The 12,467-nt window shown below is 38.9% G+C and carries 8 protein-coding genes; 7 read left to right on the forward strand and 1 reads right to left on the reverse strand.

What is annotated here, in order from left to right; translation table 11 throughout:
* Positions 1-1,458: 1,458 nt before the first annotated feature.
* Entirely contained in the window at positions 1,459-1,647 is a 189-nt protein-coding gene (locus tag H4J54_RS02310) for a hypothetical protein (protein WP_182189217.1), read from the forward strand.
* 293 nt (positions 1,648-1,940) lie between these two features.
* Here H4J54_RS02310 and H4J54_RS02315 read toward each other — a convergent pair whose 3' ends face one another.
* A complete protein-coding gene (locus H4J54_RS02315) occupies positions 1,941-2,882 on the reverse strand; it encodes an AraC family transcriptional regulator (protein WP_182189218.1) in 942 nt (313 codons plus the stop codon).
* A gap of 296 nt (positions 2,883-3,178) precedes the next feature.
* On the opposite strand from H4J54_RS02315, the gene H4J54_RS02320 reads away from it, so the two are divergent.
* The 6 genes from H4J54_RS02320 (at position 3,179) to gmhB (ending at position 12,257) form a co-directional block, all read left to right on the forward strand.
* Entirely contained in the window at positions 3,179-6,574 is a 3,396-nt protein-coding gene (locus tag H4J54_RS02320; protein WP_182189219.1) for a methylmalonyl-CoA mutase family protein, read from the forward strand.
* A 38-nt stretch (positions 6,575-6,612) separates the two neighbouring features.
* Complete coding sequence (locus tag H4J54_RS02325) at positions 6,613-8,409, forward strand: acyl-CoA dehydrogenase C-terminal domain-containing protein (RefSeq protein ID WP_310650163.1); 1,797 nt, start codon at positions 6,613-6,615, stop codon at positions 8,407-8,409.
* A 168-nt stretch (positions 8,410-8,577) separates the two neighbouring features.
* On the forward strand, positions 8,578-9,588 hold the full coding sequence (locus H4J54_RS02330) for an oxidoreductase (RefSeq protein WP_182189220.1): 1,011 nt from the start codon (positions 8,578-8,580) through the stop codon (positions 9,586-9,588).
* Positions 9,589-9,689: 101 nt separating this feature from the next.
* Positions 9,690-10,787 carry an enoyl-CoA hydratase/isomerase family protein gene (locus H4J54_RS02335; protein ID WP_182189221.1) on the forward strand — a complete coding sequence of 366 codons (1,098 nt, stop codon included), beginning with the start codon at positions 9,690-9,692 and terminating at the stop codon, positions 10,785-10,787.
* A 31-nt stretch (positions 10,788-10,818) separates the two neighbouring features.
* Entirely contained in the window at positions 10,819-11,580 is a 762-nt protein-coding gene (locus tag H4J54_RS02340; protein WP_182189222.1) for an SDR family oxidoreductase, read from the forward strand.
* A gap of 128 nt (positions 11,581-11,708) precedes the next feature.
* The gene (gene gmhB / locus H4J54_RS02345; protein WP_182189223.1) at positions 11,709-12,257 is read left to right on the forward strand and encodes a D-glycero-beta-D-manno-heptose 1,7-bisphosphate 7-phosphatase; all 549 of its coding nucleotides are present in this window, start codon (positions 11,709-11,711) and stop codon (positions 12,255-12,257) included.
* Positions 12,258-12,467 lie beyond the last annotated feature (210 nt).

Consider the following 12,467-nt stretch of genomic DNA (forward strand, 5'->3'; position numbering starts at 1 on the left):
TAGCAGTATTTTTATCTACGTTGGTTTCTATAATCTTCATTCCGCTAGCTATCTATTTATACGGCGGTTTTTGAGTTTGACTCAATATCAAGATACTTTTAATTTGGAGTAAAAAGAATAATATATTACTTTATAATCCTTTGGGTCTTCCAGAATTGAGAACGCCAATAAGGGTTATCCAATCTTGAAATAATCAACAGCGGAAGATAAAAATTGGATCTATCATTAAAAATAGTAATGACCAGCTTCATGGTTAAAGCAATCACCCTAAGGCGCTATAGGAGTATGAATTTTATATCAGCTGTATGATCTTAAAGTTGACCTCTATGTTCTGAGGTGCTTTATGTCTTCAATGCGCACAAAGTTAGCATTAATAATTCGATGATGAACGATCGCAATGGTGGCCAAGTGGACTATTGGTTGTGGTGAATTCAATGCGAAATTAGGTTGGCTTTGTGGCGAAAGTGATCATGTCTCGATAGTGCGCATTGGAGAAGTAAAGATTTGCATTTTTATTTAATATTCGAAATTAGTAATTGTATGTCTTCGCTTTAATTGTACCTTACTATGGGGTCTATATTGATCACTTACGTTTTAAATAACAATATAAATAGATAGATTACGTCGGTTAATGCTTTTGGCCCATTTACTGAGTCTACGGTCATACTTTTTTTGGTATTTGTACTTTTTAAGTCTTCTATCATAACCAATTCGTTTATCTATGATATACACACCGCCAATACAAACAGTTTGTATTGCTTTATCTGATACACCCTGTTTTGAGTTTCTGTCCATAGATTACTCTTTTTATGCCGTTATTTTGATTATAGCTAAAGTTGAGAAAAAACAAAAAAAACACTAAGATGACAACTAGAGTGCAGTAGAATTAACGTTATTTTTTAGATCAATTAAAGAGCGAAAGTCAAATTTTTCTGGCCTTTTTTCAACTGTTTTCACAACGTTAAAAACAAACACCCCTATGGAAGGCTGTTCGTTTACCATTGCCGTTCGCCTGGTTAGTGAAGGTTGTAGTAAGAGAAACCGTTCGGAATTAATGTCGACACATCTTCACTAGATCTAAAAGGCTTGCGCGATCATATTGCTCTTTTCTAGCTCAGTTGATGCCCATAATATTTGAATTTTTTCTACTCTAAGTATTGAGGCATTTCGCCTCCGTTAACTTGGTGTAAATGTGATGAACATTTCACAGAATTTTTATGTAGTAGAAATGACTACTTGGTGTTTTTTTATTTCTGGTTATTTATTTATTTTCGAACAGCACTTAAATTAGTGCTTGGGAAAGGAGCCTTATCAAGGCGTATACTACCTGAGTATTCATCCCCTATAGATGCAAATATTTTTTAGAAACTAATTCGGTTTCTAGATCGCACACATATTTATTTTGGCATAGGTTCAGTTGCAATAATTCTTTTACATATTGCCCTTATGGGCATACCCATGGACATTTTATTTTTTTCAGCCGTTCTATTTTTTGTTGTTTGGCAGGGAGCATTCGGTTTATTTATAAGCTGGAGATACACACCAAAAGAGTTAAAGAAGCTTTCTTATCTTATCCATGCACAGCTATTTACTGGAATAATGATGGGTGTATTTGCATACTTAGGTCACGTATTTATCGACAACTAGCTTTTAAGCTTTGATCATAATTCAAGCAGAGCACATAACAAGTTGCTGCATCGGGAAAACTACTCAAAATCTAATCCATATTGTCTGATTACCTGTAATAGCTAATGTCTCCTATGTGGCATAAGTGATCGAAGAGGTTAAATCTAGTAAACACAAGATGTAGTGGTCGGTTGGGCTAAGTTGATAGCCCTTATTATTAAGGTGAAAAAGGTAGGATGAAAAAAGTGCTTTGTTACTTGAATTGTAGTTAATCAACAGGGCAGTTAATGGCTATTATACCTGCGCTAAAACACTTATGAACTATGACGAGAATCACGATATTGCTTTGGTGAAATACCCACTAATTTTTTAAACAGGCGCGAAAAATAATAAGGGTCGCTATAGCCTAAGTCGCTAGCAATGTCTTTAATCGCAATATCGCTATTATCTAGTTGTAAACAGGCATGTTGAATTTTCATATTAATAAAATGTTGAATAGGTGAGCTATCGGTTAATTCTTTGAATTTTTTTGCAAAGTGAAATTTTGATAGCTGGCTATAATGCGCTAGCGTATCTAGGCTTAGTTCTTGGTGTAAACTGTTGCGCATTAACGCCTCCACCGCTTCCAAATCAAAACTTGAGCTATTATTAAACATGGTTAAACGCAATTGCAGGGCAAGAAAACTCAACGCTTGTTGCAAAATATGAACGGCGTGAATAACGTTTGTCGCGGTATAGCCTCGAGCGCCCAATGCCAGTAAATGATCAAAGTCGCTAACAATAGTTTTCAAGACTCCCACATGTGCTTTGCCACTGTCCATTTTCATTAACAGTCGTTCTGCAAAGTCTTGTGCTAATGTGCCAGTAAAATTAATCCAATAGACAATATTGTCAGCTGCTTTGTTGTCACGACTGGTCAGTTGTTTTTCACTTTGGCTGTGATTTTTTACCGAACCGTGAGTTTTATTAAGGGTAAAAGTGAACGCGGCATTAGGATTGATAATAACAAGATCGCCACGTTCTATAACTCTTTCTTTGCCTTGGTAAGCTAATTTACCCGCACCCGACAAGCAGTAAATTAAGGTATGGCAATGGTTATTCTCTTGTTGTAATTTATAGTTGTTATTCGCTTGTGTGATGCCTAATGAAACAGGATATAAACCGTCAGTTAAGCGATGCTTTGATAACTTTTTTAATAAAAAAACTGGGATAAACAAGCGAATGTCGGCTGATGTATTAAGCTTGATATTTGCCATGTTATCCTATGGTTCTAAAGGTTAATGATAAGGTTTATGTTAGCTGGTCTAATCACAATATAGTCCATCAAATTGACAATAAAATCAATGTTCATTACATTTTTAGTATGGTCTAATTTTATTATGAAGTTTACATGATCAACTTTTACGACCAAAACTAGTGCTTTAGCCCTTTGTCGGTCGTGATGACTAAAATAATTATTGTTTCATGATGGCGAGTTTTTTCGTTACAACGGCTTGAACCGAGTGTGAAAAACTCATTGTGAAAAAAATTTTGATACATAAGAGAGTATGAGATGAATACAGCAAGATATCAGTTAAAAAACAAAATCCGTATTGTTACCGCGGCCTCTTTGTTTGATGGTCACGACGCCGCTATTAATATTATGCGCCGAATTTTGCAATCAAGTGGTGCAGAAGTTATTCATCTTGGTCATGACCGCAGTGTTGAAGAAGTGGTTAACACCGCTATTCAAGAAGACGCAAACGCGATTGCCATGACCTCTTATCAAGGTGGCCATAACGAATATTTTAAGTATATGTATGACCTATTAAAAGAACGCGGTTGTGAGCATATTCGTATTGTTGGCGGCGGCGGTGGCGTGATACTACCTGACGAAATTAAAATGCTACAAGATTATGGTGTTACCCGTATTTACTCGCCAGATGACGGTCGTGCATTGGGCTTGTTAGGTATGATTGACGACATGTTAGAACGTTGTGATTTTAAAACTGGCGTTAATGTTAAAAAAGACGACGTAGCTAATTTAAAGAAAGACGTGCCACTGCAAGATAAAAAACAAGCGATTGCGCGCTTGATTTCAGCCGCAGAAAACGCACCAGCAGAAAATAAAAGTAACCTTGATAAAATTCGTAAGATTGCTGCCGTTAGTAAAACCCCAGTATTGGGTATTACCGGTACCGGTGGCGCAGGTAAATCATCATTAGTTGATGAACTTATTCGTCGATTTTTAATGGCCAGCAGTGACAGTAAAATTGCTATTGTGTCGGTTGACCCGTCAAAGCGTAAAACGGGTGGCGCGTTATTAGGTGACCGTATTCGCATGAACGCGGTGAATAATGACCGTGTTTATATGCGCTCGTTAGCAACACGTCAATCAAACTTAGCCTTGTCTGTGTATGTTCATGACACATTAGATATTTTAAAAGCGACCGATTTTGATTTAATTATTTTAGAAACTTCAGGTATTGGCCAGTCAGATACCGAAATTGAAGAGCATTCTGATGTCTCTTTATATGTCATGACGCCAGAATACGGCGCGGCAACACAACTAGAAAAAATCGACATGCTCGATTTTGCTGACATTATTGCCTTAAATAAATTTGATAAACGTGGCGCACTTGATGCCTTACGTGATGTGAAAAAACAATATAAACGTAACCGTGGCATGTTTGAAGCTGGCGATGATGAAGTACCGGTTTACGGCACTATCGCGTCACAATTTAACGACCGTGGCATGACCGAGTTATATAATGCGGTGATCACGGCGTTAAACACTAAAGTTGGCTTAGTGGTTGGCGATATTCTCTCTACCGAAGGAACCTTAGCTAATAAAAGTAGCGTTATTCCCGGTAATCGTATTCGTTATTTATCTGAAATATCTGAAAATAACCGCGGTTATGACGCTTGGGTTGAAAAGCAAGCAACAGTGGCCCAAAAGCTTTATGGCATTCATCAAGCGATTGCAACGGCAAAAGAAACTGACACTGAGGTTTCTGCTGATTTAGTGACACAACTTGCAGCCTTATATGCTCATGTCGAGCTAGATTTAGATCCTAAAAACAAAGTATTACTTGAGCAATGGGCTGCTAAAATTCAACGTTATAAAGACCCTGAATTTAAATTTAAAGTCCGTGATAAAGAACTATCGATAGCTACCCATTCAAAATCATTATCTGGCAGTGATATTCCAAAAATTAGTATGCCTAAATATCAAGGTTGGGGCGATATTTTAAAGTGGAATTTACAAGAGAATGTGCCAGGTGAATTTCCATATACTGCCGGTTTATTCCCATTCAAACGTGAAGGCGAAGACCCGACACGTATGTTCGCGGGTGAAGGTGGCCCAGAGCGAACTAACCGTCGTTTTCATTATGTTTCTAAAGGTATGCCGGCTAAACGTTTATCAACGGCGTTTGATTCAGTAACCTTATACGGTAACGATCCAGCGATTCGTCCTGATATTTACGGAAAAATTGGTAACGCGGGTGTCTCTATTTGTTGTTTAGATGATGCGAAGAAACTTTATTCTGGTTTCGACTTAGCCCATGCCATGACCTCAGTTTCAATGACCATTAATGGTCCTGCGCCTATGTTATTAGGTTTCTTCTTAAATGCGGCTATTGATCAACAATGTGAGCGCTTTATTGTTGAAAATGGTTTAGAAAAAGAAGTGGCGGCAACGATTGCTAAAATTTATAAAGACAAAGGCTGTGAACGTCCAAGTTATCAAGGTGAATTACCTGACGGCAATGACGGCTTAGGTTTGATGTTAATCGGTGTAACCGGCGATCAAGTTTTACCTCCCGAGGTATATCAAGCGATAAAAGCGAAAACCTTAACGCAAGTACGTGGCACGGTTCAAGCGGATATATTAAAAGAAGATCAAGCGCAAAACACCTGTATTTTCTCAACTGAATTTGCTTTGCGTTTGATGGGTGATGTGCAAGAATATTTCATCGAAAAAGGCGTGCGTAACTTCTACTCAGTGTCTATTTCTGGCTACCATATTGCCGAAGCTGGCGCGAACCCGATCACTCAGTTGGCCTTAACCTTAGCGAACGGTTTTACCTTTGTAGAATATTACTTAAGCCGTGGCATGGACATTAACGAGTTTGGTCCTAACTTATCGTTTTTCTTCTCAAATGGTATCGACCCTGAATATGCTGTTATTGGCCGTGTGGCTCGTCGTATCTGGTCAAAAGCGATGAGAAACAAATATGGCGCCAATGCCCGTGCACAAATGTTGAAATACCATATTCAAACATCAGGTCGTTCATTGCATGCGCAAGAAATTGATTTCAATGATATTCGTACCACATTACAAGCACTTTATGCGATAAACGATAATTGTAACTCTTTGCATACTAATGCTTACGACGAAGCGATTACCACGCCAACTGAAGACAGTGTTCGTCGTGCGATGGCCATTCAATTAATTATTAACCGTGAATTAGGACTTTCTAAAAATGAAAACCCAATTCAAGGGGCTTTTATTATTGAAGAATTAACCGACTTAGTTGAAGAAGCAGTATTAACTGAATTTGATCGCATCAATGAACGTGGTGGTGTGCTTGGTGCTATGGAAACTATGTATCAACGTGGCAAAATTCAAGAAGAAAGCATGTATTATGAACACTTAAAACATTCAGGTGAATACCCGATTATTGGCGTTAATACTTTCCTCAGTTCAACAGGATCACCCACCGTGATACCTGAAGAAGTTATTCGCGCCACAGAAGAAGAGAAAAATTATCAAATTGAGATGCTAGCTAGTTTAAATCAAGCCAATGACGCAGAAGTACAAGTATTACTTAAGCGTTTACAAACGGCGGCTATTAAACAGGATAATATTTTTGAACTTATGATGGATGCTTGTAAGGTTTGTTCGTTAGGACAAATTGTTAATTCATTATTTGAAGCGGGTGGACAGTATCGTCGTAACATGTAATACGTGTTCAATTTATATAAGTAACCTGATAGGTATGAATGATGAGTAATTATCAAGCGCCAATGCGTGATATGCAGTTTTTATTACATGAAGTATTTAATGCTGAAAAATTATGGTCAACCATGCCGGCAGTGGCTGAACTTATTGATCAAGACACCGCAGATGCGATTTTATCAGAAGGGGCAAAATTAACGTCTGGTGTTATCGCGCCTTTGAATCGCAATAGTGATGAACAAGGTGCTAGTTGGACTAACGGCGAGGTAACAACGCCTGATGGATTTGCTAAAGCGTACCAAATGTATTGTGAAGGTGGTTGGGGAGCATTAAGTGGCGATCCTGAACATGGCGGCATGGGTATGCCAAAAATGTTGCAATCGTTTGTTGAAGAAATGACTCAGTCTGCTTCTATCTCATTCGCGCTTTATCCTATGTTAACCGCTGGCGCTAGTTTGGCACTGAGTGCACACGCAAGTGAAGACATGAAGCAAACTTATCTGGAAAACATGTATTCAGGTAAGTGGGCCGGCACTATGTGTTTAACCGAGCCTCATGCCGGTAGCGATTTAGGCATAATGACCGCAAAAGCTGAAGCATTAGCCGACGGCAGTTTTGCCTTATCGGGCACTAAAATATTTATTACCGGTGGTGAGCAAGACCTAACTGAGAATATTATACATTTAGTATTGGCGAAAATACCTGGCGCGCCGGAAGGCCCTCGTGGCATTTCTATGTTTGTTGTGCCTAAATTTTTATTACTTGATGATGGTAGTTTAGGCGCTAGAAATACCGTTAGTTGTGGTTCAATTGAACACAAAATGGGTATTAAAGGCTCAGCAACCTGTGTGATGAACTTTGACAGCGCAAAAGGCTTTTTAGTCGGTGAGCAAAATAAAGGCTTAAACTACATGTTCACTATGATGAACTATGAACGTTTAGGTATGGGCATTCAGGGGGTTGGTGCGGCCGAAACCTCATATCAACAAGCGGCAGAATATGCCCTTGAACGTATTCAAGGTCGCAGTGCTACGGGTGTAAAGTCGGCCAATAAAAAAGCAGACTCACTTATCGTTCATCCCGATGTCAGAAAAATGCTCTTAACCATGCGGGCGCTGAACGAAGGGGGGCGCTGTTTCTCCACTTATGTTGCTAAACAACTCGACATTGTTAAATTCTCTGCTGACCAAGCGCAAATACAACAAGCTGAGCAGTTAGTTGCGCTGTTAACGCCGGTGGCAAAAGCGTTTATGACCGATATGGCCTTTGAAAGCTGTAGCTTAGGGCAAATGGTTTTTGGTGGCCACGGTTATGTTCGTGAATGGGGCCAAGAGCAACTGATACGCGACGTGCGCATTGCCCAAATTTATGAAGGCACCAATGGTATTCAGGCGCTTGATCTACTAGGTCGTAAGGTTGTTGCTAACAAAGGTCAATTTCTTGAGATTTATTTCACTGAAATCAATTTATTCATTGAAAAAAACGTTCATAAACCAGTGCTAGCAGAATTTGTTCAACCTTTGGCCGGTGCTTTAGAAAAGTTAAAAACGGTTACTGAGTTGATCATTGCCGAGCAAGCGCATGATAAAAATATGGTTGGTGCCTCAGCTACTGATTATTTGGCCGCATTTGGTCTAGTGAGTTATGGCTATATGTGGGCCTTGATGGCAGAAAAAGCTTTAGATCAATCTGAGCAAGACTTCTATCAAGCAAAACTTTATGTGGGTGGTTTTTTCATTGAACGATTACTACCAAGAATTGACGGTCATATTCATGCGATTGAAGCCGGCAGTAAAACCTTGATGGCCATGCCAGAAAATTTCTTTAATTATAATCATTGATAGTTATTAAATTATTAACAGCAGCGGGTTAATGCACAAACCTTTAGCATCAGTTTTTGCTGCCTATCTTGTTTAAAGTCAGTTGAGGCAGGGTAATACTATTTTATTAGCGGCTGAGTCTAATTTCTCAGCTTAGCCGCTAAAATAACTAATAGAGAGGGTGTTAACATGTCAACAGTTCCTAAAAAATTTACGGCATTTCGTATCCATAAAAACGATAAAACCATTACCAGCGGTTTTGAGCAAATTAGCTTAAACGACTTAACTGATGGTGAAGTGGTTATTAAAGTTGCTTACTCCGATATTAACTATAAAGATGCCTTAGCGGCCACAGGCAAAGGGCGTATTTTAAGAACCTATCCACTGGTCGGTGGTATTGATTTGTCAGGTGTTGTTGTTAGCTCTGAAGACTCGCGTTTTCAAACCGGTGATAAAGTGCTAGTTTGTGGGGCACAATTATCTGAACTTTATGATGGTGGTTACGCCGAGTATGCCCGGGTTAAAGCGGATTCCGTGGTTAATTTACCCCAGGGTATGAGCCTACGTGATGTCATGGCTTTAGGTACTGCCGGTTATACCGCAGCCCTTGCAATACAAAGAATGGAAGACAATGGTCAAGTGCCTGAACGCGGGCCCATTGTAGTGACAGGGGCAACAGGCGGTGTGGGTAGTTTTGCTATTAATATGTTGTCGAATATCGGCTATGAAGTGATTGCGTTTACCGGTAAAGTCGAACAAGCACCTTATTTAAAAGCATTGGGCGCAAGCCAATTAATCAATCGTAATGAAATTGAAATGGGCACCAAACCTTTAGAAAATGCCCAATGGGGCGGCGCAGTCGACAACGTGGGTGGTGATACTTTATCTTGGCTCACTCGTACTACTTGCGTGTGGGGTAATATTGCATCCATTGGTTTGGCTGGAGGCATTAAATTGGATTCGACCGTTATGCCCTTTATTTTAAGAGGTGTGAGTTTATTGGGTATCAATTCAGTGGAAATGCCGATATCAGTTCGTACCCAAGGCTGGCAGCGATTATCAACTGACTTGAAACCAACAAAATTGGCTTTAATTTCTCCCACAACCATTGAGTTTAAAGACTTAGCTAACGCATTTGACGCTTATGTCGATGGCACAGTTACCGGCCGAACCGTTGTGGTTATTGATGCAACTATATAATTATTGATTATATAGTTGATTAACCATGCAGCTAACTAATGCAATTATATAGCGAAATTAAATAACAAAATTAACCAGTAAAATAGCGGGAAAAAAACTAAATGAGTGATGTGATATTTACAGAGTTAAGCAGTAAAAATAATAAAAAAATAGCCGTAGCAGAACTTAATGCCCCTAAATCGCTCAATGCATTAAATCTTTCGATGATTAAACTGTTAACCCAACAACTCACGGCTTGGCAACAAGATGGCAGTATCGCTGTAGTTATTTTACAAGGCGCGGGTGAAAAAGCCTTTTGTGCCGGGGGGGATGTGGTTAGTCTTTATCACTACCTAAACGAGCTAGTAACACCAATAGATGATCAAGTCATTAAAACCGGCTTCGCTCATGACTTTTTTGGCCAAGAATATGTCCTTGATCAATTAATTCACAATTTTAGCAAGCCCATTATGATCTGGGGCGATGGTTATGTCATGGGTGGCGGAGTAGGTTTGTTTGCGGGTGCCAGTCATCGCATCACAACTGAGCGTACTTTAATGGCCATGCCTGAAGTAACAATAGGCTTATACCCGGATGTAGGCTCTAGTTGGTTTTTAAATAAAGCCCCTGGCGAACTAGGACTATTTTTAGGGATCACAGGTGCTGTTTTTAATGCCGCAGATGCTAAATATATTGGCTTGTCGGATTATACTATTGATAGTTTATCTAAAAAGGATATTTTTGATCATTTATTAACAGTTGACTGGCAAGACAATAATAAAAATTATCAATTGCTAGATCAAACCTTGCTGGGGTTTTCTAATGATTTTGAGCATCACTTACACTCTGAGTTAAAAGCAAATGAAGCGGACATAGCCAAATTATTGGCTTTCGATAACATTGTTGATATTCACACAGCGATTCTAAATGTAAAAACAGAGAATAAGTGGCTGACTCAGGCAAAAAACAAATTGCAGGCGGGTAGCCCTCTCAGTGCTTGTATTATATATAGACAACTACAAACGACTAAAACACTGAGCTTAAGCGAATGTTTTGCCTCAGAGTTAAATTTAATCTTACGTTGTTGTCAATATTCTGAAACTTGCGAAGGTGTTAGAGCGTTATTAGTCGATAAAGACAAAAATCCAAATTGGTCTTTTTCAAATATTAGTGATGTTGACAGTAAATTAATTGATTGGTTTTTTAGCCCAATCAACTAGATAATATAATAATAGAGATAAAGGAAAAATAATGAATTTGAATAATAAAGTCATCGTGATCACCGGTGGTGGACAAGGTCTAGGCCGTTCGATGGCAATTAATTTAGCGACCCAGGGCGCTAAGCTCGCATTAATTGATTTAAATGAAGCGCTTTTACAAGAAACGGTTAAATTAGTTGTAGAAGCGGGTTCAAGTGCAAAATACTATATTGCCAATGTCACAGACGAAGCTGATGTTGAAAAAACCTTTAGTCAAATTAATAGTGACTTTGATGGTATTGATGGCTTGATTAACAATGCTGGCATATTGCGTGATGGTATGTTTGTTAAAGCTAAAGATGGTGTGGTGAGTAAAAAAATGTCACTGGATCAATTTCAATCGGTCATTGATGTCAATCTAACCGGCGTATTTTTATGTGGTCGAGAAGCGGCGGTTCATATGATAGAAGGTAAGCGCAAAGGCGTTATTATCAATATGTCTTCCATTGCACGTGGTGGTAATATGGGGCAAACCAATTATGCGGCTTCAAAAGCTGGCGTAGTTGCCATGACAGTTACCTGGGCAAGAGAGCTTGGTCGCCATGGCATTCGGGTTGGTGCTATTGCTCCCGGTGTTATTCACACCGCAATGACAGATGCAATGAAACCTGAAATGCGTGAACGCTTAGAAAAAATGAAACCCGTAGGGCGCTTAGGTGAAGCCGATGAAATAGCCCATACCGTTAAATATATCTTTGAAAATGAATTCTTCACTGGGCGAGTTATCGAAATTGATGGCGGCCTTTGTATGTAATTTTGATAAGCGATTATCGAAATTACAGTCAGTAAAAAAAAAGACGAGATAATCTCGTCTTTTTCGGTTAAAGAAGTACAGATGCCTAGCATCAGTAAATAGTCGAGCACAGGTATAAGTAGAGTAAAATGAAAAAAGCACTTTTTCTAGATAGAGATGGCATTATTAATATCGATCATGGCTATGTGCACAAAATTGAAGACTTTGAGTTTATTGACGGCATCTTTGAGCTTTGCCGATTAGCGATAGCTAAAGGTTATCAAATCTTTGTTATTACTAACCAAGCCGGTATTGCTAGAGGTTATTATGATCAAGCAACCTTTGAAGCATTATCGCAATGGATGGTTAACGCCTTTGCAGAGCAAGCAATAACTATTACTAAAGTTTACTATTGTCCGCACCATCCAACGAAAGGTGTCAATGAATTTGTTATGCCATGTCACTGTCGTAAGCCAGAGCCCGGTATGATCATACAAGCACAACAAGAATTTTCGCTGACTTTAGCTGAAAGTGTTTTTATTGGTGATAAGGTCTCTGATATGCAAGCCGCTAGTAATGCCGGTATCAAATGCAGAATACTTGTTAATAGCCGTTACACTGATGAGGCTTCTTTAGAACAGATTGAAGGTGTAAATCGCGTTAATAACCTTGAGCAAGCCAGTAAGTTGATAAAATAAGTTTGTTTTATCATCGCATTGCTCAATTAAAAAGCAAACAAACATTTAATCGCAATTTAATTGATATTAGGTGTTGACGTGAAGTCAGAAATCGCTAGAATGCGCTCCAGTTCCAAGGGGTAACCCAAACGAACGGTTTTAATAGCTTAACTACTCTTTATAAGAGCTAAACAGTTAAGTTAACGTTTTAAAAGTGAGTTTGAATCTTCT

This window comes from Colwellia sp. MB3u-8 (assembly GCF_014076985.1).
Lineage (GTDB): Bacteria > Pseudomonadota > Gammaproteobacteria > Enterobacterales > Alteromonadaceae > Cognaticolwellia.